The organism is Streptomyces sp. JLYT201 (assembly GCF_059448825.1).
In genome coordinates, this window is record NZ_CM182551.1 from 6,687,970 (window position 1) to 6,711,912 (window position 23,943).

Annotated in this window: 15 protein-coding genes and 1 CRISPR repeat array; of the genes, 9 read left to right on the forward strand and 6 right to left on the reverse strand. The window is 70.1% G+C overall.

Annotation, left to right across the window (positions count from 1 at the left end; genetic code table 11):
• The first annotated feature begins 492 nt into the window (after positions 1-492).
• The 5 genes from AC5WAM_RS28375 to AC5WAM_RS28395 are packed head-to-tail and all read left to right on the forward strand — an operon-like array spanning position 493 to position 5,531.
• The gene (locus tag AC5WAM_RS28375; protein WP_495519261.1) at positions 493-2,061 is read left to right on the forward strand and encodes a type I-E CRISPR-associated protein Cse1/CasA; all 1,569 of its coding nucleotides are present in this window, start codon (positions 493-495) and stop codon (positions 2,059-2,061) included.
• On the forward strand, positions 2,058-2,624 hold the full coding sequence (gene casB / locus AC5WAM_RS28380; RefSeq protein ID WP_495519262.1) for a type I-E CRISPR-associated protein Cse2/CasB: 567 nt from the start codon (positions 2,058-2,060) through the stop codon (positions 2,622-2,624). The genes AC5WAM_RS28375 and casB overlap by 4 nt, the downstream gene beginning before the upstream one ends.
• On the forward strand, positions 2,621-3,976 hold the full coding sequence (locus tag AC5WAM_RS28385) for a type I-E CRISPR-associated protein Cas7/Cse4/CasC (RefSeq protein WP_495519263.1): 1,356 nt from the start codon (positions 2,621-2,623) through the stop codon (positions 3,974-3,976). The genes casB and AC5WAM_RS28385 overlap by 4 nt, the downstream gene beginning before the upstream one ends.
• Positions 3,973-4,821 carry a type I-E CRISPR-associated protein Cas5/CasD gene (cas5e, locus tag AC5WAM_RS28390; protein ID WP_495519264.1) on the forward strand — a complete coding sequence of 283 codons (849 nt, stop codon included), beginning with the start codon at positions 3,973-3,975 and terminating at the stop codon, positions 4,819-4,821. Before AC5WAM_RS28385 ends, cas5e begins: the two co-directional genes overlap by 4 nt.
• On the forward strand, positions 4,818-5,531 hold the full coding sequence (locus AC5WAM_RS28395; protein ID WP_495519265.1) for a type I-E CRISPR-associated protein Cas6/Cse3/CasE: 714 nt from the start codon (positions 4,818-4,820) through the stop codon (positions 5,529-5,531). The genes cas5e and AC5WAM_RS28395 overlap by 4 nt, the downstream gene beginning before the upstream one ends.
• Before the next feature lie 723 nt (positions 5,532-6,254).
• Here the strand turns inward: AC5WAM_RS28395 and AC5WAM_RS28400 are convergent.
• The 4 genes from AC5WAM_RS28400 to AC5WAM_RS28415 form a co-directional block, all read right to left on the reverse strand.
• The gene (locus AC5WAM_RS28400; protein WP_495519266.1) at positions 6,255-6,536 is read right to left on the reverse strand and encodes a hypothetical protein; all 282 of its coding nucleotides are present in this window, start codon (positions 6,534-6,536) and stop codon (positions 6,255-6,257) included.
• A 42-nt stretch (positions 6,537-6,578) separates the two neighbouring features.
• Positions 6,579-9,824 (reverse strand): RHS repeat-associated core domain-containing protein, encoded by a 3,246-nt coding sequence (locus tag AC5WAM_RS28405; RefSeq protein WP_495523663.1) that lies wholly within the window; start codon positions 9,822-9,824, stop codon positions 6,579-6,581.
• A gap of 834 nt (positions 9,825-10,658) precedes the next feature.
• Positions 10,659-11,339 (reverse strand): class I SAM-dependent methyltransferase, encoded by a 681-nt coding sequence (locus tag AC5WAM_RS28410; RefSeq protein WP_495519267.1) that lies wholly within the window; start codon positions 11,337-11,339, stop codon positions 10,659-10,661.
• 157 nt (positions 11,340-11,496) lie between these two features.
• Complete coding sequence (locus AC5WAM_RS28415; protein ID WP_495519268.1) at positions 11,497-11,748, reverse strand: UCP032817 domain-containing protein; 252 nt, start codon at positions 11,746-11,748, stop codon at positions 11,497-11,499.
• Between the two features lie 389 nt (positions 11,749-12,137).
• On the opposite strand from AC5WAM_RS28415, the gene AC5WAM_RS28420 reads away from it, so the two are divergent.
• Positions 12,138-13,445 carry a helix-turn-helix domain-containing protein gene (locus AC5WAM_RS28420; RefSeq protein ID WP_495519269.1) on the forward strand — a complete coding sequence of 436 codons (1,308 nt, stop codon included), beginning with the start codon at positions 12,138-12,140 and terminating at the stop codon, positions 13,443-13,445.
• A 557-nt stretch (positions 13,446-14,002) separates the two neighbouring features.
• A complete protein-coding gene (locus tag AC5WAM_RS28425) occupies positions 14,003-14,464 on the forward strand; it encodes a hypothetical protein (protein WP_495519270.1) in 462 nt (153 codons plus the stop codon).
• 42 nt (positions 14,465-14,506) lie between these two features.
• Here AC5WAM_RS28425 and AC5WAM_RS28430 read toward each other — a convergent pair whose 3' ends face one another.
• Positions 14,507-15,979 carry a NucA/NucB deoxyribonuclease domain-containing protein gene (locus AC5WAM_RS28430; protein WP_495519271.1) on the reverse strand — a complete coding sequence of 491 codons (1,473 nt, stop codon included), beginning with the start codon at positions 15,977-15,979 and terminating at the stop codon, positions 14,507-14,509.
• Between the two features lie 762 nt (positions 15,980-16,741).
• A CRISPR array of direct repeats spans positions 16,742-17,443; the repeat unit is 29 nt; unit sequence GGGACCACCCCCGCACGCGCGGGGACCAC.
• Positions 17,444-17,867: 424 nt separating this feature from the next.
• Positions 17,868-18,380, reverse strand: a complete 513-nt coding sequence (locus AC5WAM_RS28435) for a hypothetical protein (protein WP_495519272.1) — start codon at positions 18,378-18,380, stop codon at positions 17,868-17,870.
• A gap of 799 nt (positions 18,381-19,179) precedes the next feature.
• On the opposite strand from AC5WAM_RS28435, the gene AC5WAM_RS28440 reads away from it, so the two are divergent.
• Positions 19,180-23,487, forward strand: coding sequence for a DNRLRE domain-containing protein (locus AC5WAM_RS28440; RefSeq protein ID WP_495519273.1), 4,308 nt, complete (start codon positions 19,180-19,182; stop codon positions 23,485-23,487).
• On the forward strand, positions 23,484-23,924 hold the full coding sequence (locus AC5WAM_RS28445) for a hypothetical protein (protein ID WP_495519274.1): 441 nt from the start codon (positions 23,484-23,486) through the stop codon (positions 23,922-23,924). Before AC5WAM_RS28440 ends, AC5WAM_RS28445 begins: the two co-directional genes overlap by 4 nt.
• The last annotated feature ends 19 nt before the right edge of the window (positions 23,925-23,943 follow it).

The window sequence follows — 23,943 nt, forward strand, 5'->3', positions numbered from 1 at the left end:
GGATGAAGGTCCGTGGAGCTGGTTGAGAAGTCACCTTGCTGATGCGAGGAGGTGGTTATGGGGACACAGAGGCGATGCGGCACGGCTGGTGATCGAAGTCGTCGCCTCGGCAATGGTGTCCCATGTTGTGACGTTCCTTTAGGGAGGCCGCTCCCGGCACTCCAATTGTCGGGAGCGACCACCTGAGCCATGCCCAGAGTCTTGCCTCCGACGTCGGGGGTGAGACGGCAAGGGCACGGCAGTCCGTGAGTCAATGCTGGTGACGATACCTGACGTCAACTGGCTACGGACTGGTGAACCCTGCGCTAGCAGGGATGCATCGTGAGACGTTCCCGTTACGGCGTTTGACGCTTGGTTTTCCCCGCGTGAGCGGGGACCCCTCCATGTGGACTATCCGAGACACCGAGGTCGCCCCCCATGCGCCTGCCTGACTTACCCCAGCCCAACGGCGAGTGGCCCCGCCCCCGTTGGGACCCCCGCCACCACCCCTGCGTGCGCGCCCTGTCGTTGGACGGCGATGTCGTCGAGCAGAATTTAATTCAACTCCTCTCCCGTGCCGAGGAGTTGAAGGACGTCGGGGGTCTGGCCCCCGGGGAGAAGGTCGCCCTCATCGAGTACCTGCTCGCCATCTGCTACGCCTCGGGTACGTATCCGTCCTCGACGGAGGACTGGACGCGGTGGGTTCTGGAGGCCCGGTCGCTGGGGACGGCGGCGGCGTGGCTGGGGGCGCGGCCCGATGAGGACTGGGACCTGTTCCATCCCGCTCGGCCCCTCGGGCAGAACGCTCGGCTCGCGGACTTCATGGCGCGGTACGGGACCGGGCCCGCCCAGCTCGTCATCGAACGCGCCGGGGACTACGCGCAGTTCGCCGACCACCACCATCTGGAGGATCCCGAGGCGCTGCCCGCGGCCGACGCGTTCAGGGCCATGCTGACGCAGCACACCTTCGGGCTCGCCGGGCGTGCCCGCGTGTCCGGCAAGGGGACGCTGGGCCCCGCCCTCACCAACCTGGCCGCCGGACGGCTCAGCGGCCGGATCCGGGTCCTCGCGCTCGGCCCCACGCTCGGCGACACCCTGCGCCTCAACCTCGCCCCGACCGCCGACGGCCCGGGGGCGCTCAACCTGACCTGGACCGAAGGGCCAATCGAGCGGCGGGGGTTCACGGCCAAGCCGCGGGGTCGTGCCGTCACGGGGTTCGCGGATCTGCACAGTTATCTGGGGCGGTCCGTCTTGATGCGGCCGGTGCCGGGAGCGTACGGCGAAAGCGCCGCTGTCGACCGGGTGTTGGTCGGGGCCGGTGAGCTTCTGGAGCTGGACCCGGAGCTGCACCTCCAGGACGCCGTCATGTCCGTCACGCGCACCGGCGAGAGGAAGCCGCTGTGGCCGTCCGCGACCCGCGACCTGTGGCGCGAGGCCCACGCGCTGTACGCCGCCGTGGAGGAGGAGGCCGGTGGGCTCTACACGCGCCTCGGCAAGCTACCCAAGGCGCGGCAGCTCGGCGGCCACCCCTTCGCACCGCACGGGCGTCACCCCTTCGACCTGTTGGCCGTCGGGCTCGTCTCGAACAAGTCCACGCCCGTCACCTGGGTCACCAGCGTCTTCCCCTTCGCCCCGGGCCTCGCACCCGTGCTGCATCAGGCGTCGTCGCGTGGTTCCCAGGTGGCGGAACATATAGCCAGGAGCCTCGACAAGGCGGCGTACTCGGCCTGGGAGATCGCCTATCCCAACCCCAAGCCGACCGACAAGAAGGCGCAGCTCGCCCGCTTCGACGCGCGCGGCGAGCACTGGAAGGCGACGGAGGAACCCTTCCACACCCTGCTCCAGGACGTCGCCGACGGGGAGTTGGTGACGGACTGCATGGCCGAGTACGTGGAATGGCTCGTCCCGATGGCGCGCCGCGCCCTGGAGAAGCGCCTCGACTCGCTGCCCGGCAATACGCGGGGTATGCGCGCCCGCGCCGCCGCCTTGCGGCGCTTCGACGCCGAAGTCACCGGCTTCCGCGCACCGGACGACCTCAAGGGGCTCAAAGGCCTCGACGGACTCAAGGGAGGGGAAGGGTGAGCAGCGGGATCGAGCGTGATGCCGCGGCGGCGGGCACGGATCAGTCTGGCGGCGCCCAGCTCACGGCCTGGCTCACCGCGCTGGTGCGCAACCGTGAATACGGCGAGCTCGCCCAGCTCCGGCGCGGTCGCGTCCGGACCAACGCCCATATCAGGGCGGGATGGTACGACCCGGAGCGCAGGGAGATCTATGAACAGGTCGCCTTCCTGTTCGCGGTGTACCACCGGGGCGTGAGCAAGCCCGCCCCCGGCGTCGGTAGCCTCGGCACGGCCGTACGCCGGATCGGCGGGCCCGCCGGGCGCGGGCCGAACGACCCCGGGGCCGCTCGCCTCGTCGACCGCATCGTGACCAGCCGCCGCGTCCCCTGGCGGCACCTCCAGCACGCGATCGCCCGGCTGCGGGCCTGCGAGCAGCCGCCGCCGTCCTGGTCCCGACTCGTCGACGACCTCCAGCGGTGGCACGACCGGAAGGCCCGCGTCGCCTACGGCTGGGCGGTCGACTTCCACGAGCCCGAGCCGCACGACACCGGTAGGAACACGACCCAGAAGGGCCCCAGCACGTGACTGATGCCTCCGCGCCTCGCGGCCAGTTCCTCTCGCTCCACCTGTTGGAGACCCTCGTCGCGGTCCTGCCGGTTCGCGACGAGAACGGCTCGCCCAAGACCCTGGTGTACGGCGGTGCCGAACGCCACCTGATCACCAGCCAGGCCCGGCGCCGGGCCGAACGCGTCCACGCCCGCAACCGCGCCAACGACGGGGTCGGCCCGCTGGCCGGGCGCACCACCGGCCTCCGTACCCGCGAGTGGGCCCTCATCACCGCGCGGGCGCTGGAGTCCGCCCACGGCTGGGACAGGGACGAGGCCGTCGCCATGGCGCGGTCCGTGCTGGAGGCGACCGGGCTGAAGTTCGGGGACCCCGCCAAGAAGACCGTTGCCAACCTCACCAAGGTGCTGGTGTTCGCCCCGGCCGACACCGGTGACCGGATCGCCGCGCACATCGCTGCCCACGCCGGGGAGCTTCGCGGGTGGCGGGACGCATACCTCGGCGCGCAGGCGGCCGCGGCGAAGCCGAAGCGCGGCGGGCGCAAGGCGGCGGAGGAACCCGAGGGGGATGACGGCACGGCCGCCGGCAGCGCCGCCGACGGCAAGGTCCCGCCGCTGCCCAAGGCGTCGCGCGACGCGGTGCTCACCGCCCTCGCTCCCCGTGACGCCATCGACATCGCCCTGTACGGCCGGTTCCTCGCGGAGATCGCCGAGTCGCCCAACGTGGACGGCGCCGTGCAGAGCGCGCACGCCTTCACCATCCACGAGGCCGAGCAGGTCGACGACTTCTACGCCGCCGCAGACGACGCCAAGCTGGAGCGGAAGAAGAACGCCCTCGACTTCCTGGACGCGGCGGACGACGCGGGCGCGGGCATGACGGGCTACCAGTCCCTGATCTCCGGCACGTTCTACCGGCACTCCGTGCTCGACCGCCGCCAGCTGAGGGCCAACCTCCAGGCCGCGGGCATGACCGAGGAGGAAGCGGCGGACGCCGCCGTGGGCGCCGAGCGGGAGTTCGTCACCGCCTTCGTCGAGGCGTTCCCCGAGGCGAAGAAGAACTCCACCGCCTCTACCGGTTCGCTGCCCGCCCTGGTCCTCGCCTTCGAAGGGGAACGCCCCTACAACTACGCGGCGGCCTTCCAACGGCCCGTCGACGAGAACGCGGTGGACAAGGAGGAGGGCGGCCCGGCCGGGCTCGCCGGTGTGCGGCGGCTGCTGCGCCACCACGTCTTCGTCAGCGAGCGCCGCCCCGATCTGCGTACGGCCCGACTGCTCACCTACGACCCGCAGATCGACGCTCTCCTCGACGAGCTCGAAGCGCGGCACGCCGTGGGCGGAGTCCGCGTGGAGACCATCGACGGGCTGACGCCATGACGCACGTCCTGCTCATCAGGCTGGCCGCGCCCCTGCAGTCCTGGGGCACTATCTCCCGCTTCGCCTCGCGTCGCGACTCGCACAGCCGCCCCACCAAGTCGGCCGTGATCGGACTGTGCGCCGCGGCCCTGGGGCTGCCGCGGGACGAGGACCTCGGGGAGCTGGCGCGGACCGTCTTCGGGGTGCGCGCCGACCATCCCGGAACTCCCGTCCGCGACTACCACACCGTCGGCGCGGGCCGGTACCCGCTGCGCCCACGCGACCTGATCACCGACCACCGGCGCGCCGCCGCGGCCTCCGCGAGCCTCGACGCGGCCACCGGCGACCGCTTCAGCCACCACCGGCTTGCCGACTGGTACGGCGCGCCCAAGAAGATCGCCTCGGACCCCGTCTCCGGCGTCCTCGTCTCCGGTGAACCGGCCCGTTCGGCGCTCATCACGGAGCGGTGGTACCTCGCCGACGCCACCTTCCTCGTGGGGCTCCAGCACGCGGACCCGGACCTTCTGGAGACCGTGGCCGAGGCGTTGGAGCGGCCGCGACGGCTGCTGTGGCTGGGCCGCAAGTCCTGTCCTCCGTCGGGGACCCTCGCCGCCGGGATCGAGGCCGGGGACCTGGAGGAGGCCTTCCGTACCAAGCGGTTGCTGCCCGGGCCCGACGGCACCGCCGACCCGGCGCGGCGGCCCTGGGCGTGGTTCCAGGTCCCCGCCGCCACCCGGGGCGCCACCCCCGTACAGGACCAGCCGGTCAGCTTCGACGCGGCACGGCCGGAGCACACCACCCGCTGGGAGATCCGCCGACGCGTCACGATCGACCCGAACGCCACCGGATGGGACGTCATTCCGTGAACGACCCCACGCGCGCCACCCCCGCCCCGGGCCGGTTCGTCGCCAGCCACTCCGTCCTGACCCTGGACGCCCGGCACCCCTACGTCGCGAAGTCCCTCGTCGACGCCCAGGACATGCACCGCACGGTGATGAGCGGCTTCCAGGGGTGGGAGGTGGCGGAGGGCAGCCGTGACGCCCGCGCCCAGATGGGCGTCCTCTCGACCTGGACCCTCGACCTCAAGGAGGCCGCTCTCGTCCTGGTCGTGCAGTCCCGGGTACCCCCGGACTGGGGACACGTGCCGAGGGCGGCACTGCGGGACCAGCCGCACCTCATCACCGTCGACCGCACCTTCCGGGTGGGCGACACCGTCGTGTTCCGCACCGTCGTCAACCCCACCTACAGCAAGCCGCAGGACGGCCCGGACGGCCGGATGGTCCGGGGGAAGCGGGTGGCCCACACCAAGCCCGACGGGGTCAGGAAGTGGGTCAGGCGCCACTTCGGCGACGGTCGGGAGCCCGGCCGCGTCGGCGTCACCGCGGACCCCGACGACGTCGCGGTGCGCATGCTGCCCCCGGTCTCCAGCCCGGCCCCCTACAAGAGACTGAAGATCGCCCGGGCCGAGCTGCGCGGATCGCTGACCGTCACTAACCCTGGAGCGTTTGTCACTGCACTCTCCGACGGCATCGGTCACGCCCGCGCCTACAGTTGTGGACTGCTCCTGACACGATGAACACGAAGTAGCCAGTTCGCTGAGGCAGGTTTCCGTCGTATTGGAATGTGGACGGAGGCTCAGGCGTAGCTCTTCAGCGGGAATCTGCTGAGCCGAGAGCACGCCATCGCCTACGCGCAAGCTGTTGCTCGGTCTCTTGCCGCCCTGCCCTGTAGTGCTACTGCGGACTGGACGCGGTGGCCATGACCATGGTGAACGGCACAGTGGGATCATCCCCGCACGCGCGGGTCCACAGCGCGTGACCTGCGGCGCTACGTCGTCGGCAGTGGATTTTCTCCTACTTCTTGAGATGCCGGCATTTCAATTGGATGCGGACAAGTCCCTGCTATGTGCCGCAAAGGTCTCCCTAGCCGCAGCGTCCCGGCGACGGACTCGTGTTGGAGCCACGTCTGTAGAGACGCGTAGGCGTGAGCCTTGGTTGGGCGTCATGGGGAGGGCTGGGTGTGCACCAGTAGATGCCTCCGCTGTTCCGGGCGGCAGCTCACCGTGTCTCGCCCGGGACCGTGGAGTCGGGGAGGCAATTGCCTCCCCGCCCCGGCTTGGGTGGGACCGAGGGGAGCTTGGTGGGGTCGAATCGGGCGGACATGTCCGGTTCCCCGGCGAAGCCTCAGGTGAGATGCGGCACCGGATTAGGTTTCGTTCACTCAGGTAGACCGTGCGGGCCAGTGTGCCTGTGCCTCCCCGATATTTCGGGGAGGCACAGGCCCTCACACCCGAGCGAGGTCAGCGGTCTCCGAACAGCTTCTGCTGGCGTTTTCTTTCCAGGAAGCAGGTGCCGGTGAAGACCGCGCCTATGAGGGTGCCCCCTAGGAGGGGGATCAGAACGCTGGAGGCGACTCCGTTCCCTGCGGTCAGGGACACAAGGAGGAAAATCACAAACATGACCACGCCTGCGAGCGACCCGATCAGCACGGGGTGCCTCGCGGAGAATTTCTGGCTTCTTGTGGGCGGACGGCCGCCAAAACGCTTCTCGAAGCGCCAGTAGGTGTCAGCAAGGCGAGCCATCAGGCCCCTTGGGTTCGGAGATCCCATCAGAGCGTTCCACCCTCAGTTGGGGAGGTTCCGGTCGGCCCTCCACCGGTTGACCGCGGGGCCGAGCTTCCCCGCGAAGCTACCAGCGATCCCCCAAGCCATGGGCTGCCAGGTCGCCGACCAGTACCCGCCGAGGGTCTGGTTCTCCCCAGAGGCGGCGTGGGCGCCCGCGCCGGCGACGCCCGCTCCGACGATGACGCAGGCGGCAGTCGCGGTCCCGCCGGAGACGAAGCTGCACCCGGCGGCGACTCCGATTCCGAGGATGGCTCCACTGTGCTTCTTCCAGACCTTCTTCACCTTCCCCCACCCGGGTATGCCCCAGAGGCCGTTGGGATCGATCACGTTGGTGGGGTCACCAGAGGCGTACAGGTAGGGGTTGGCTTCCAGGCCCGAGGGGTCGGGCTGGGTGAAGCGGCCGAGGCGCGGGTCCATGTAGCGCGCCTCGTTGTGGTAGAGCCCGGTGGGGTCCTGGTAGCCACCGGCGAAGCGGTACGGCTGGGGGACCTTCTCACTGATGTTCCGGGTGACACCGCGCGGGCTGTAGTCGTACGTGTTGACCTTCGCGCCTTGGTCGTTGACGACGACCCTGGTGGAGCCGAGGGCGTCGGTGAGGTAGTAGTACGTGCTCTGTGTCCTCGACGCGCCCTCCGTGCGGAAGGAGTTGAGGTTCCTGCCCGGCTCACGGGTGAAGTTCATGTCCACCCCGGCCGTGGTCTTGGAGGACAGACCGACGGGGCCGTGGTGGAAGGTGGTGTCGCCGAACTGGGTGCGTTCGGACTGGTCGGTGGAGGCGTAGCGCCCCTTGAAGTCCTGTCCGCCCTGGGTGAGGGAGGTGAGCTGGGAGAAGTCGTTCCACTGGCCGCCGGTGCGGGCCGACTCAGGGGTCGGGGTGGCCGCGGTCTCGTTCCCGGCCTTGTCGTAGGACCAGCCCCTGGTGTCGCCGTTCTTGCCGGTGATCTGGGAGGCGTCGTTGTAGGTGTAGGTGGTGCCACCGGGGCGGCCCGCCTTGGTGCCCTGGGAGGTGAGGTTGCCCGCCTTGTCGTAGCAGTACAGCCAACTGTCGTTGACCGTGGTCCCCTTGGTCTCGTTGGTGAAGGTGAGGCGCCCGGCGGAGTCGTAGGTGTAGGTGCGCTTGAGCCCGGCGACGGCGTCCGTCTCCGTGCGGATCTGCGTGCCGTCCTTGGTGGTGCCGCCGCTGGTGTACGCGTAGTCGTAGTCGAGGTCGACCAGCGTGCCGGACGGTGAGGCCGCCTTGATGCGCTGTGTGCGGTTGGCCTTGTCCGGGGTGACGGTCTCGACCGTGCCGCCGGGGAAGCTGGTCTTGGTGCGGAAGTCGTTGGCGTTGTACTCGTAGCCGGTCTTCTTGCCCTGCGCGTCGGTGAGGGATTCGAGATTGTTGACCTTGCTGTACGTGTACTTCACCGTGCCCGACGGGTCCGTGTACGACTCGACGTTGCCCTCGGCGTAGTAGGTGAGGACGGTCTGTGAGCCGTCCTGCAGGGTGCGGATCGTCTCCCGGCTCAGCGGGTCGAAGTCGTACTTGGTGATCCCGGTGGCGTCGGAGCGCTGCTTGAGGTTGCCGTCCCCGTCGTAGTCGTAGGTGACGGTCATGTTGGTGCTGGAGACCTTCTTGATCCGGTCGCGGTTGTCGTACACGTAGACGGTCTTGATGCCGCGGCCGTCCACGCTGGTCTCGGCACGGCCCAGACTGTCGTACGTGTAGGTGCTCGCACCCAGAGGGTTCGGCGGGGTGACCTTGGACAGGTTTCCCTTGGCGTCGTAAGTGACCTTGGTGGTCTTGCCGTTGGCGTCCGTCACCTCGCAGCGCTGACCCTTGAAGCCGCCGCAGGTGGGGTCGGCGGGGTTGTAGGTGAAGGTGCGGGTGCCGCCCTGGGCCCCGGCGACGGTCTCCTTGGTGGTGTTGCCCGCGTCGTCGTAGTCGTACGAGACGGCCACACCGTCGGCGGACGTGATCTTTCCGGGGACGTCCGAGCCGGCGATGGTCTTGTAGCCGGTGAGCGTCGAGGTGGCGCCGGTGGGCAGCTTGGCGGACGTCGGGTTGGACCGGGTGTCCCAGCCGTAGGCGGTGACGTTGCCCGGGGTGCCGCCCACGCCCATCGCGTCCACGGCCGTCTCGACGTTGAGGTTGGCGTCATAGGTGCGCTCGCGGTTGCGGCCCAGCGCGTCGGTGACCTTCGTGATCTCCCCGTCGGCGGCGTGCGCGTAGGTCGTGGTGTTTCCGGCCGGGTCGGTGACCTTGGTGGTTCCCGCCCTGCCTTCCCCGGTGGTGTAGGTGTAGGTGTACGTCGGTCCGGTCTCGCCGGAGCCGTCGAAGTGGGTGGCCCGCTTCATGGAGGTGACGCGGTTGTCGCCGTCGTAGGTGAAGACCGTCACCCTCCCCTCCGGGGTGGTGATCTTCGTCAGACGGCGGCTCGAGTCGTAGCCGAACTGTGTGGCCTTGCCCTCGGTGTCGGTGGTCTTGGCCAGGTCACCTGCGGGGTTGAGGTCGAACACGGCGGTGCGGCCCGTGTTGTCCTTGGCCTGCCACTGTGAGGCGTCGGTCTTGACCAGGTCGACGAAGCGGCCCGAGCGGGACTCGGTGAGCTTGAAGCCCTTGTGCTCACTGCCCTGGTCGTGCTGCTCGACGAGGATGTGGCCGCCGTTGCGGTCGGTGACCTTCACCAGCGTGCCGGAGGCGCTGTAGGTGTCCTTGCTGCCGGAGCCGCGCTCGGTCACCGTGTACTCGCCGTTCGAGGACTGCTTGAGGTCCAGGCGGTAGCCCTTGGGGGTGCTGTAGGTGCCGTCCGTCTTCTTGGTGAAGGTGACGGCCCCGCCGGTGGCGTCGTACAGCACCACTTGGCTGTCCTCGATCTGCAGGTAGCGCTCGTAGTTCTGCCACCAGCGCTGCGACACCTTGCCCCACGGGGCGTCCAGGGAGTTGTAGGTGCGGGTCAGCTGGAGGGACTTCCCGACCCCGGCGACCTGGAAGTCGGTCCCGGCGAGCATCAGGTTGCCGGTGGAGTAGTTGATGCGGGCCACCAGGGAGTCGGTGACCCGGACGTCGGAGATCTGGTGCCAGGGCACGTCCCCCTGCCCCTTGGGCACCACCGCGGCCACCGCCTTCGCGGGGCGCTTCCGCTTCCCCGTCGCGGCCCCGGCGCGCTCCTTCTGCGCGGCCCGCCACGCCGCCACCTCAGGCGACGGCTCACGCTCACGGACCGAGTCCGGAGCCTTCGTCTCGCCGACCTTCACCGGCGGCATCTCGGCCTTGGCGCTGCGCTTGCCCCAGGCCGAGGACGGGCCGTCCGGCTCGCCCTGGGCGAAGGCCGCGGGCACGGCTCCGGCCAGCAACGCCACGGCGGCCGAAGCCGCCACGACCGTGTGTCTCGCGCGAATCCGCCTACGTCTCTTCGGTGTTCCTGTGGTGCGTGAAGACATGCTTCTCCTCAGGAAGACAGAGCCCGGTGACCCTCACGGCCACGGGGTCTTTGCACGTTTGCAGCACTTCACGGAACTCGTACAGACCCCTGCCTTGATTGCGTGACATTCCAGCCCTGATTTCCCGCCGCGAAAGCGACAAGTCGCTCGTCGTCCGGCGTGCCTGGGGGTCTGGTCGCTACCGGACCAGCAGTGGTTGCGTATGGGAAGCATCGGCTCGAAATGCACGCCCTGTTCGGTCCGCTGTCTGGCTACTGGCGGGCCTTGGGCGTCGAGGGCGGAGTGGCGGTGTGGTGACGGTGCCGGCCCGTCGTTTGCTTGGCTTGCAGGGGGTGATTGTCGTGGTGCGGCGATGGCGGGGGTGGCTGCGGTCGGGGGCCATCCCCGCACGCGCAGGGACCACAGGCCGCGACCTGCAGCTCTACGCGGCGGACACTGGGTTTCCCCTTACTTTCAAAGAAACCGCCATTCCGCCCCATTAGCCACCAAGCACTACTAGCCATCACAAAGCCCCACTCAGTGGCAGCATCCGAAGGCCAGGCCGACGGCGTAACCCTATGCCCGCTGTGGACGCAGCCCCGTGGCCAACTCGTACTCGACCTGCTCCCGCAGAAGCGCAGGCCCTTGTCCTCGCTGGCCGTGAGGCGGGCGTGGCTGTCAGGCGGCAGCGTGGGCACGGACCAGGAGGGTGCCGACCGGCTCATCGGCGGGGGCCAGTAGGACCGTGGCGTCCACGTCGGTGAAGCCGTACCGTTTGAGCAGGTCCGTCCAGGCTTCAGGGCCGTACTGCCAGCGCAGCACGGTGAGTTCGTGCTCGCGGCCCTCCAGCCACTTGCCGCGCATGCGCTGGGGCCCGTACGTCTCGCCGGTCGGTGCGGCGTGGGCGAAGGCCAGGACGCCGCCGGGGGTGAGGCGGCGGGCGATGAGGGGCAGGAGCCGGTCGGGGTCGGTGAACCAGACGGCTCCCCACGCGCTGTAGACCGCGTCGAACGTCATTGAGGTGGTGGCGAGGTACTCCACGGCGTCGGCGTGCACGAACTCCAGCCGCGGGGTGTCCTGCCACCAGGCGCGGGCGCGCGCGACCTGGACGGCGGACAGGTCCACGGCGGTCACATCGACGCCCTGCCGGGCGAGGTGTGCGGCTTCCACGCCTTGCGCGGGGCCCAGGTCGAGGGCGCGTCGGGGCAGGGGAGTGCCCAGGAATTCGGCGCCGGGCCCGTGGCCGGGGTACTGCGTCCACTCGAAGACCGCCGCGTCCGGCCGCGGCGCTGGGCCCTCGCCGCGGTGGGGTTTGTAGGTGTCCCAGTACTCGGCCGGGGTCTGCGGCGCACGGGGCATGAGGCTCCTCGAGGAGGCGGCGGGGCCGGTGGAGTGGGCCACCGTACCGATCCGTCCGCCCCCGCGCGGGGTGAGGGCGCAATCGGTTCAAGGAGCGACGGGAACGGGCCCGGAAGCGCGCGGTGCGCTTCCGGGCCCGTTCGGGTGAGGCCGTTTCTCAGTGGCAGTTCGACCCCGGACGGCAGGGGCCGCACTTGGCGAAGTCGGCCTCCCATAACTTCCAGTCCACCTCGAAGCCGTTGTCGGCGATGATGCGCGCGGTGCGCTCGACCGAGCCGTCGTACTTGAAGGCGATCTCCGGGATGTGCTCCAGGAACCGGCCGTTGAAGTGCTCGGCGCAGAACTCGCGGTAGTTCCGCGTGTCCAGGATGAACACGTGCACCGCGATGTCCACGATGCGCCGCAGCACAGCTCCAGGCCCTGGCCCCACTTCTCCATCGCGGTGATCAGATAGCTGACGGCCGCGTGGAAGAGGCGGGTGGCCATCACCTCGTCGAAGGGGTGGTCCCGCATCAGGAGCAGCACCTCGCGCTCCCACACCTCCGGCTTCACGTACGTACGCGGATCGCGTACGAGGGTCTCGACTGCTGTGGCCATGCTGACCTCCCGGTGTGCTGGTGCCCGGTGCCCGCCGACCGCCCGTCGGGGTCGACATGCCTCCACGAAAGCGCCGGTGAGAGCGCAGCGGCAGCCAACTCCCGTACCGTGCGCGTCGTTTGCAGGCCGTGCACATGCGGTCGACGGTGCGGGCCCGGGCCTCTACCGTGGACGTTCCTGCCCCCGCGAGCGGAGGTGGGCATGCCTGCCACCGGTACCGACCCGCTGTGGAACAGTGCACTCGTCCGCGCCCTCGTCGCCCGCTGCGACCCGGGCGGGCTGATCCGGCTCGGCCGCGAGCACCGTGGCTGGCGCCAGAGCGACCTCGCCGAGCGCATCGGCTGCTCGGCCTCCACTGTCTCCCGAATCGAACAGCGCGGCAGACGCACCGACCTCACTCTCCTGCGGCGTGCCGCCCGCGAGGTGGGCGTACCGACACACGTGCTGGCTGCGTCGCTCGGGCTCAGCGCCTCTCCAGCCACTAGGGTGGCCCGCGACAGGCCACGCTGCGCCGAGGAGGCCGATCCCATGCGCCGTCGTACGCTTCTCGCCGCCGCAGGGCTTGCGGGCCCTGCCGCGCTGCTGAGCTCGCTGGACGATGCGCTGGCCGTCACGCCCGACCCGACCGGGTCGCCGGTCCCTCTCGACACCCGGTTGGCCGCGGCCCGTGCCACCTTTGACGCCGGCCGCCACACGGCATTCCTCCAGGACCTGCCCGGCCTCCTCGGAGACCTGCACCACGACGTTCGTACGCACGGCACCGACCACGCCCACGCTCGTCTGTCCGTCTGCTACGGCCTGGCCACCGCCGCCCTGATCAAGATCGGCCGCTACCCGCAGGCCCGCCTGACCGCCGACCGCGCCACTACCCACGCCGAGCTGTCCGGATCTCCGCTGGCTGCCGCGTCAGCCGCCCGCGAGCTGAGCATCGTCTTGCGCCACCAGGACCAGTCCCAGGCCGCGCAGCGCCTGGTCCACCAGGCCCTCCGGGGCGTTGAGCAGACCGGTCTCAGGACCGACGCCCAGGCCTCGGCGTACGCCCAGATGCTCTGCACCACCGCGTACACCGCGGCCCGCGCCGATGACCGCGACCAGGCCCTTGCCATGATCGGAGAGGCTCGCCGCGCCGCCCGCGGCCTTCCCAGCCAGGCTCCCGAGGGGCGACTGTTCCCCCTCACCCCAGCCGCCGTCGACCTGTACGCGGTCGGCGTGCACTGGGCGCTTGGCGACGCGGGAACAGCCCTCGACGTGAGCCGCGGCCTGCACCCCTGCCACTTCAGGACACCCGAGCGCAAGGCCAGGCTGCACACCGACCTCGGCCGCGCGTGGTGGCAGTGGGGCAAGCCCGAACAGACGGCGACGGAACTGCTCTCGGCCGCCCGGGTCTCACCGGGCGAGGTACGCGACCGCCCGGCGATCCGGACGATCATCTCCGACCTGCGCGCCAAACACCCACGGACACCGGGCGTACGCGAACTGGCCGCGGCCGCGGGGCTGACCGCCACCTGACACCTGGCGCTCGCCCTGGCCGTCGCCCTCACGGGCGAGGAGTGAAGGCGGCGGCCGCGCAGAGCACCTCCCGAGCTGCGATGCGCTCTGCGTGGAGTCCCGGCAGGGGATCATGTGGTCGAGGGGGCCATCCCCGCACGCGCGGGGACCACGGCACCCAGACCGTCCTGCAGGCGGAGTCCCAGGGACCACCCCCGCACGCGCGGGGACCACGTGACGCCGAGGTGTCCGGCGTGGCGGGTGATGGGACCACCCCCGCACGCGCGGGGACCACAGGCCGCGACCTGCGGCTCTATGTCGTCAGCAGTGGATTTCCCCTTACTCCTTGAGATACCGACATTCCATCCCGATATGCGCAATCGCCAGCATGTGCCGCCAAGGTCCGATGATGTGGGTCATTGGGACGCCCTTACGTGGGAGAGGTGTTGGCCTGCTGGTGTACCCATGCTGCCTTGAGGGCCGCGCATCGGTGGATTGGTGGGATATCACGGCGGACGTGTGGTGCGGGGATACGATTCTGAGGGTCGTCTGGGGTTGACGGACAGGGGAGAGGTCTCGTGGCCAAGTTGGTTCAGGAGCAGCTGCTTGAGGTGTTCGTGGACGACTACGTGTTCGCTCTTCAGGAGTCGTGGGATGCCGAGCTGCCCGTTGAGTTTCCTGACGGCTTGAACGCCGATGTGTTCGTGAACGCGTTTCCGGGCCGGGTGGACGTGTCCAGTGCCGGTCACATTCATACTGCCGCAGTGAAGGTGCAGGTGTGGGACGGGGCGCCGCCTGCTGAAGACGCCTCTGCGTGGGATGTGAGAGACGAGGTCGGGTTCGAGTCGGTGAGCGGCGATGTCGCCGTGTGGACCCCGACCTTGGGGCGCACTGACGATCTGATCGAGCTCGGCAGAAAGGGCTCGTGGCGGGTGCGGGTGCACTGTGCGGGCCGTGACGAGGTGGCCGCGTTGAGGGGTTCGGAAGAGTCCGTTGTGGGTGTCGAGCGCTATCTGGTGCAGTTCTTCCCGGTCTGCTGACTGGTGCGGGGGCGGCTGGTGGGCGCCGGCCCCCCCGGTTCGTCACGTTGTGATCTTTACGAGGAAGGCGTCGTCCTTGGTGTCGGCGAGCATCCTGTTCTTGGCGTAGAAACCTTTCAGCAGCAGCCCGGCGTCGCGGTTGTGCTCTGCCAGAACGGGCTTGGCTGAGAAGTTGAACTTCCGGGCGTCCGGGTTGTATTGATGTTCAGCGGCTCCTTCCAGTGTGGAGCGGAAGGGGTACTCGTCGCACTGCTTCTTGCCGCCCTCTGTGTAGTTCGGGCCCCAGTGCCTCCGGCACTGAGCGATGGCGGCCTTGCCGTTGTCCTCGTTGCGCCCGCTGTCCCGTGTGCGGTGCAAGGGGGCACTGGGATTCTGTCCGGGAACCTTCTTGGCGGACATATAGGGCTTGGTGTCGTCCGGGCTGAGGAAGGCGAGCCGGATGTGCTTGGCGACTTCTTGCTCCACCGCTCCGTTCTTGGCGCTGTACACGAGCGGGACGGCGTAGCTGAAGGTCGCTGCACCGCGCCGGGCGGGGTTGCCGCTGCCGGTGGAGTTGGCCAGATAGCCGGCGGCTTCCCACCGGGGAGCGAGCAGGAACAGCCTGGTGCTGGAAGGGGGCTTCACGGTCCATGGGGCGGGAGGTGTGACGGTGACGGTCGGCTGGTAGACCGCGAAGATCGTGTCGAGCCGACCGCTGCCCTGGCCCGGTTTGGCATGGACGGTGTGCGTGAACGACTTCTGCCGCTTGGCCTCGGCGAAGGTCTTGGTGCCGGGCATGGTGCCGCCGTAGGTGTAGCGGGCGCCGGACGGCCAGCTCTGGGTGATCTTCGGCTTCACCGAGATCTTGAGGGCGTCGGCGGGGACGCTGCCGTTCTTGCCCATCTCGCTGAAGTGGAATGTGTAGTCGGTCTTCCGGCTGTTCTTGGCGACCGTGCCCACCACGCGCAGGTTGAACCAGCTCTGTCCCTTGACGCGTCCGTTCTTCAGCCAGGTCTGGAGGAAGGACGTGCCGGTGCACACCGCGAAGCGGGACTTGACGAAGAACTTCTTGTCGCTTCCCAGACCCTTCCTGCATTCGTCCAGGGTCATCTTCCGCGAGGGCTCGGGGTAGATGGCGTCCCGGGGGGCCGGGACCGAGGGCTGAGTCCCAGAGGGCGAGGCGGGCGGCGAGGGTGCGAAGGACGACTCCTTGGCGACTGTCCCATGGGTGGCGGCAGGCCCAACTGTCTCGGCTGCGGTGAGAGGCTTCTGTGCTCTGCTGGTCCGGGCCATCGCGTGCAGTCGTTCCAGGCCGCCGTCGGCTTGAAGCTGCGCGAGTGAAGGAAGGGGCGTGCCCAGTGGCAGCGCGTAGGTGAGCACGGCTGTGTCCGGGCCGTCGTCGGCGAGCGCGGGTGCGACGGCAGGCAGGGCGGTGAGGGCTAAGGCGACGGCCAGGGTCGTGCGGCACGATATGCCGAACCACGGTCTTGCCATGGGGCGTTCTCCTGTTCGGTTCGTGCCGGGCTCGTCCGGCACGGAGGCGCAAGATTTACCGAACTGGTGACCGAGATGTGGTGCGGAGTGCCCAAGGCGGCGCGATACAGCGCTTCGCTGGCCAGAAGCGCCACGGCCGCCCCCTGGGGCCTTGAGGGACTTGGTGGTGGGGCGGAGCACCGTGGAGCCAGCTGGGTGCAGCCCTTGTACGTCCCAGCCGCTGCGGAGGAATGCCGCAGCGCGCCATGATTGACGCGAACCGGCGCGCTGACCCCCTGTGGAGCTGCCGCAGGAGCGGCGAAGCGACGGTGGAACGCTGATCCGCTGAGGAGAAGGTGGCGTGGGAGCGGTGGAAGGCTCACGCCTCGCCGCAGATGCTCGCGCTCGCCTGGCTCGCGGCTGCCCACTGTGAGGGCTGTCGCGTGATTCCGGGTCGTGTGCCGCAGCCACACGATCGCTCAGACCGTTCCAGGCAGTCGTGCGTGTGTGCGAGTCGTGGGACTTGTGCGCTACGAGTGCTTGACCGAGGGTCCGTGAAGCCAAGACAGTGGCGGGACTTGCGGGTTCTACTCGGCGGTGAGGCCGGAGGTGGCGCGCAGCAGGGCGCGGTACTGGCGGTTGATGGGTCCCCCCCGCATGCGCGGGGACCACTTCACCTGGCGGGACGTCAGCAGTTAGCTGCCGAGGCCACCCCTGCACGCGCGGAGGCCACCGGCCAGGGCGTCGGCACGGCCGTCACCTACGGGGGACCATCCCCGCGCGCGGGGACCACAGTGGCACGACATCGAGCTGCACGGCGACGTCGGGACCACCTCCGCACGCGCTGGGATCACCTTGCCCTCGGCTACGGCGGGTTCGGTGCCTGGGGACCACCCCCGCATGCGCGGGGACCACATTGACGCGTCCGCGAGGAGCAGCAGCCGCTCGGGGCCACCCCCGCACGCGCGGGGACCACGGGTGGGGCCTTTCTGGCTACCACCCCTGACTGGGACCACCCCCGCACGCGCGGGGACCACCCCGCATGGCTCATGCCAGATGAGGCCGTGGTGGGACCACCCCCGCACGCGCGGGGACCACGTCCAGCTGGTTCTCGTAGAAGTCGCTCATGAGGGACCACCCCCGCACGCGCGGGGACCACCTGTAGAACGCAAGAATTCCTGCCGGACGGCGAGGGACCACCCCCGCACGCGCGGGGACCACGCCATGCTGCTGGGGTCGGTCATGGAAGACAAGGGACCACCCCCGCACGCGCGGGGACCACTGGCGGGCCGTCACCCGGCTGCGGGCCGCGTCGGGACCACCCCCGCACGCGCGGGGACCACCAGACGTGGCGGCGAGCGCGGCTCCGGGAGCAGGGACCACCCCCGCACGCGCGGGGACCGCGACGACGACAGCGAGGTCGCGGAGAAGTACGGGGGACCACCCCCGCACGCGCGGGGACCGCAAGGACGGCGTGAAGGCGTCGGCCATGGCCGGGGGACCACCCCCGCACGCGCGGGGACCACAGGCCGCGACCTGCGGCTCTATGCCGTCGGCAGTGGATTTTCCCTTACTTCTTGAGATACCGGCATATCATCTGGATGCGGACAAGTCCCTGCTACGTGCCGCAAAAGTCTCCCTAGCCACAGCGTCCCGGCGACGGACTCGTGTTGGAGCCACGTCTGTAGAGACGCGTAGGCGTGAGCCTTGGTTGGGCGTCATCGGGGGGGGGCTGGGTGTGCCCCCGTATCGTGGATGGTTCCCCCTCGGGGCGTTTCTGTCGCGCCGCGCCGTACTGGGCGCTGTCGCGTGAAGCAGACCACGACGTTCCTGCCGGGCGGCTACTCTTCGTAGTCGCAAGTGGGCCGAGTTCAGCAGCTGTTGCGGTCGCGCCGGGGGGTGCGGCTATGTGCGGCAGGCCGCCAGGTCGTTCCCGGCCCCGAAGGGCAGGTCACGGTGAGCGCTCCTGTCGCCGTCGTATCCAATGGGCGACCTCGCCTCGATGTGCTACCTGCACCAGCGCGTCGATCCTGACGCCGGAATTCGTCTCGACGGAGAGGACCTTTCCCTGGTGGAAGGTGACGTGCTTGCCCAGGTGCAGCGCCCCTCTCGGGCGTCCGGTGAACGTGGACCGTGACTGGATGAGCAGACGCTGGTCGGTCAGCGCTACGGAGAACTCATCGCCGAGCAGGGAGAAGGGCAGGCGTCCAACCTTCCGGCGCACCGCCACCACCAGTCTCACCTGTTCGCCTTGGCGCACTTTCTCCCGGATGTCCCATCGGGCGACGGTGCGTAACAGCGAGAGTTTTACGGCGTAAACAAGGACGACGAGGGACGCGTCCCAGATGGCGGACGTGAAGGGGGGGCATCCGGCGATCCATGGGGTGCGGATGACGGCGATGGCCGCGATGAGGATGGAGAGGCGGGCGGAGCCGATCGCTATGCCTTTGGCGGCGGGGTTCATTCCGTTCCCTCGGGTCGGCTGCGCGGACCGGTGCTGTGCCTCAACTTACGTAGTGGAACGGAGGGAGGCCGGGCGAGCGGCAGCGGGGTGACGGGGGTGCCTGTCGTTCGCTCGGGTCGCGGGGCCGATTGGTGTAGGGCGGTGTGGCGATCGCGGGGGGTGGCTGCGGTGGGGGCATCCCCCGGGCGGGGACGGACCGCTCCGCCTGCGGACCTGCTGGGCCCAATGGCGGAGGGCCACTCCCGCACGCGGGGCCAGGGTGCAGGCGTCGGCGAGCTGCTGCGTCCGCGAGGGCCACCCCCGCACGCGCGGGGACCACGGCCCGCGTTCGACGAGGCGCTGAGCCGGGCCACGGCCACCCCCGCACGCGCGGGGACCACGGGCGGCAAGGCCGAGTGTGCCCCGCAGTTGCTGCTGGGTGGCTACGCTTCGTGGCCCTAAGTGGGCTGAGTCCAGAGGCTGTTGCGGTTGGGCCCCAGGGTGCGGCCATGCGTGCGCCAGCGGGTGTCTCCGCCGTTCCGGGCGGGGCCGGGCAGGGCTCGGCAGGGGCGAGTCAGGCGGGCCGGGCCCGCGGCCGGCGGTCGCGCGTGTGGGCGTCGCCGCGTATCCGGCGAGCGAACGCAGTCGAGCGCGGCGCCCATCGGCGACATTGCGGACTTTCGCCCCACCCGTTTTGGGACCAATGGCCCCCTGTCATCCCCGAACGCGCCGATACCTTTGCCCCTTCTTGACGCTTTCTTTAACTGGGAGGGGACCCGTGTCAGAGAGCCCGCCGAGGCGGTCATTCCGGAGAGCGGCGGTGTTGAGCACCTGTCTCGCGCTGTCCGGACTGCTCACCTTTGAGGCCGTCGTATCCGGAGCCACCGCTGTGGCCGTCACCGCCGAGCCCCGGTCCGGCAAGTCCGACGATGGCGTGCCCGCCGGTGTGCCGAAGGCTGCGACCGATGCCTCGGGCGCCGTGCTGAAGGCGCGCCTCGACGGCAAGCGCGTCGAGGTCGTCAGCAGGCGCACCGAGACCCGTACCGTGTGGGCGAATCCGGACGGGACCCTGACGGAGGATCAGTCGGCCGGTCCCGTGCGCTTCCGCGCGGAGGACGGCTCCTGGCGGAGCGTCGACATCAACCTCGCCGAGCGGGCGGACGGCAGTGTCGCTGCCAAGGCCCATCCGCTGGGCCTCACGCTCGCGGGCCCCGCCCCCGAGCGCGCTGACGCGGCGGCCACCCGTCGGCTTCGAGCTGATGAGCCGGTGCCCGCAGCCACTCCCTTGGTGTCCCTGAAGTCTCCGGAAGGGCAGCGCGTCGAACTCGGCTGGCGCGGCGCCCTGCCCGCGCCCCGGATCGACGGCACCAAGGCGACCTATCACGAAGCCCTGCCCCACGCCGACCTCGTCGTGGACGCCACCCGTACCGGTTTCGAACAGTTCCTGTCCCTCAAGTCCCGCGCGGCCGTGGACGAGGCGGGCACCCTGCGCATGACCCTCACCGCGAAGGGGCTGACCGCCAAGGCGTCCCCGGACGGCGGCGTGACCTTCGTCGACACCGGGACGGGGAAGGCGGCGGGGACGCTGCCCGCCCCCGTCATGTGGGACGCCCGCGTCGACGCGCGCTCCGGAGAGCACCCGCACCGCGCGCCGGTCGAGATGGCCTTCGCTCAGCGCGGCGACACGGTCGACCTGACGCTCACTCCGGACGCGAAGTTCCTCGCCGACTCCGAGACCCGGTTCCCGGTCACCGTCGACCCGTCCGTGAACCTGCTGTCCACCTTCACCACGTTCGTACAGGAGGGCTGGACCACCGACCAGTCCACCGCCAAGGAGCTGAAGCTGGGCAACAACGGGTCGGGGCAGGTCGCCCGCTCCTTCCTGAAGTTCGACAACCGGCCGGTGAAGAACGCCGAGATCAAGTCGGCGACGCTCAAGCTCTGGAACCACCACTCGTGGTCCTGCCAGGCACGCGCCTGGGAGGTGTGGGACACCAACTCGGCCGGCACTGCGACCCGCTGGGACAGCCAGCCCAAGTGGAACCGCAAGTGGGCGACCTCCACCCAGACCAAGGGCTTCGGCAGCGGCTGCGCCGACGGGTGGGTCAGCGCCGACATCGCCAAGCTGGCGCAGGCGTGGGCCACCAACCCGTACAACGAGAACATCCTGGGCATCCGGGCCGCGGACGAGAAGGACCCGCACGCCTGGAAGCGCTTCAACTCCCGCAACGCCGCCGGCGACGTGCCGGTCATCTCGGTGACCTACAACCGCCTGCCCGCCGCGCCGAGCGCCGTGAAACTCGACCCCTCGGCGTCCAACACCTTCAACAAACGCACGTACGCCACGTCCAGCACGCCCACCTTCTCCGCGAAGGTCTCCGACCCGGACGGCGGCACCGTCAAGGCACAGTTCGAGGTGACCGCCGACCCGGGCCCCGGTGACGCGGGCTCCTACTCCTGGACCGGCACCAGTACGGGCGTCGCGTCGGGCGCCGTCGCCAAGGTGACGCTTCCCGCCGACAAGAAGCTCGGCTCGTTCGCCTACCGCGTCCGGGCCCGCGCCCACGACGGCTCCGCCCACGGCCCGTGGAGCGAGTACGTGCCCTTCAGGGTGAACACGGCCAAGCCCGTGCGGCCCGCCATCAGTTGCGACGGGTACCCGCAGGACGAGTGGACCGACAAGAACGGCGAGCTGAGCTGCACCTTCACCACCACCTCCAGCGACGGCCGGGGTTTCCTGTACGGCCTGGACGACCCGAACACTCCGCAGCAGGTCAATGACCCGGCGGGCACCGGCGGCAAGCCGCAGACCGTGAAGCTCAAGGCCGCCAAGGGCCGGCACACCCTGCACGCCCGCACCGTCGACTCGGCCGGACTGCTCTCGGGCACGAGCACGCTCCAGTTCGGCGTCGGCCCCAAGCCCGCCGCACTGCTCGTCCCGGACGTGCCCACCACGCTCCAGGAAGGCGCGACCGACACCCCGGCCCCGCTGCTCTCCGGCGTCGTCACCTCTGCCGACCAGGCCCGGGTGAGCGGCGAGTTCGCGCTCTACGACGCCTCCGGCAAGGCACTGTCCGGCGTCGCCCTGCCGCCGTCCACCGAGGAGAGCGGCAGCCGTGTGGCCACCGTGATCCCCGAGGACACGCTCGCCCCGGGCACCACGTACCAGTGGGCCATGCGCGCCTGCGGTGAGGCCGCGTGCTCCCCCTGGACCCCCAAGCGCACGTTCACCGCGAAGGCCCCGAAGGCCGACCCGGTCCCGGACACCCGTACGGTGGAGGTCGCGGCGCTGACGGACGTCACCGCCCCGGTCGGCGCCGAGGACTGCGCCGGAAAGGACTGTGCCGCCGTCCGTGACGAGACGCTGCGCGTGGGCACGCCCGGCGGCGTTTCCTGGCGCTCCTGGCTCAAGGCCGACCTCGCCGCCGTCCCCGCCGGAGCACGGGTCACCGACGCCCGTCTGAAGCTGCACCGCGCGGACTGCTCCGCCGACGACGACTGCACCGAGCCCGCCGCGACCCTGAAGGATCTCGCCGAGGCGTGGGGCCCGGAGCAGAGCGGCCAGGCCCTGGCCGCCGCCGCGCGCGACGAGGCGTACGAGACGGAGGAGGGACTGCCCCTTCCCCTCGGTGACCTGAACATCGGTCCGCTGGTCGAGGACTGGCTGGAGACCGGCGAGAACCACGGGCTGAGCCTCCAGCTCGGTGATGAGAAGGACGCCGCCCCCGGCGTGGTCTATCACTCCTCGCGCGCCGCCGACCCGGCGAAGCGCCCGAAGCTCGTCATCTCCTACATTCCCGCGGCCGAGCCCGGCGTCCCCCAGGACGTCAAGGCCGTTCCGGCCGACGGCGGGCTGCTCGCCACCTGGAACGCCCCGCAGGACCCGGGCTCGGCGGCCGATGCCCTGAAGTACACCGTGGTCCTTCGCGAAGGAACGGACGAGGTCGCCCGCCAGACGGTGGAGGACACCCGCGCGGTCTTCACCGGCCTCGACAACGGCGCCGCCCACACGGTCACGGTCACAGCGACCACGGAGTTCGGCACGTCGAAGACGGCCGCCTCGCAGACCGCGAAGCCGGTGGCGGTCGCCGCTCAGGACCGCTACGCCCAAGCCGTACGGGACTACTTCGCGGCCCGCGCCGCGCTCCTCAAGGGCACGCACTCCACCGCGGAGAAGGCCGCGGCCGCGTCCCCGCACGGGGCGATGTTCCGGGACCTGCTCGCCGAGCAGGAGCCCGAGCTGATCCGGACCCGTGCCGCCCACGCCCGCCGCGCCCGCCACTTCTCGGAGGTCAAGGCCACCTTCGAGGACCTGCTCACCGGCCCGGGCCCGGACCGCACGGTCGTGGTGCGCGGCCGGGTCACCGAGCGGACCGTCCTCACCCACGAAGACGGCACGCAGGAGCCCGAGGAGGGCGAGGCCCCCGGCCGGTTCGTCTTCGCGGACGGCGTCCTGCGCATGGAGGCCAACGACGCCGCCGTCGAGGTCACGATGCCCACCGACCAGGCCGCGGTCCAGGCCGCCACGGTCGCGCCACCCGTCGAGGACAGCCTGTCGGAGGTCGCGCCCCCCGAGGACGAGGCGCTTCCCACCGAGCTGGACGAGGACGGCATGCTGCGCGACGACCCGGCCGCGTCCGGGCCGCCCCTCGCCTACGCCGCGCCGAACCACAGCGGCACCGCCTCCTGGGCCAAGCGCCACGTCGGCATCGGGTGGGACCACGGCAACGACTGCGCCAACTTCGTGTCCAAGGCCCTGCACCACGGCGGCAAGATGAAGATCCGCAAGGGTCCGCGCAGGAACCTGTCGAGCTGGTACCGCGGGAAGATCTTCTGGAAGCGGGTCGACAGCTTCACGTGGGCCGCCGCGGCCAACCTCCGCCAGCACCTGAAGAAGTACCGGGGCGGCCGCGAGATCTCCCGCTACGACGCCCGGCCGGGTGACGTGATCTTCGCGTTCTACCGGAAGGACCGGCAGTGGAACCACGCCGGCGTCGTCACCGGCGGCAAGCGCGGCAACCTGAACATCACCCAGCACGGCAGCAAGAACCACACCACGCTCAACCAGTGGCTCAAGCCCAAGAAGATCACCGCCATCAGCGTCATCAGGCCGGGGAGGCGCAGTTGAGGAGAGTACGCATCGCAGGCTCCGTGGCGGCGGCGGCGCTGCTCCTGAGCGCCTGCACCGCGGAGGACCGCACCCCGCCGTACGTCAAGGACGGCACGGCCGACCTCGACCTGTCCGTGACGGGGCAGCCGGTCCCCAAGACCCTGGCTCTCGTCGAGAAGGCGCTCGTCCGCATCCAGCGGCACGACGCCGACGGCCTCGCGGAACTGTCGTACGACGGCAAGCACGCCACGGAGACGGCGGGTGACTGGGTGGCGAAGTGGGGTGACGCGGCACAGCGGCCCATGGTCGCGAACTTCCTCGTCAGCCCGCAGAAGTACGTGGACGTCAAGATCCGCTTCAAGGGCGTGAAGGGCACCCTGTCCCTCACCCTCCAAGAGGACACGGACGACTGGACGTACGGAATCGTGACGCGGGAGGGCTTCTACGACGACTGACCCGCCGACTGCCCGGCGA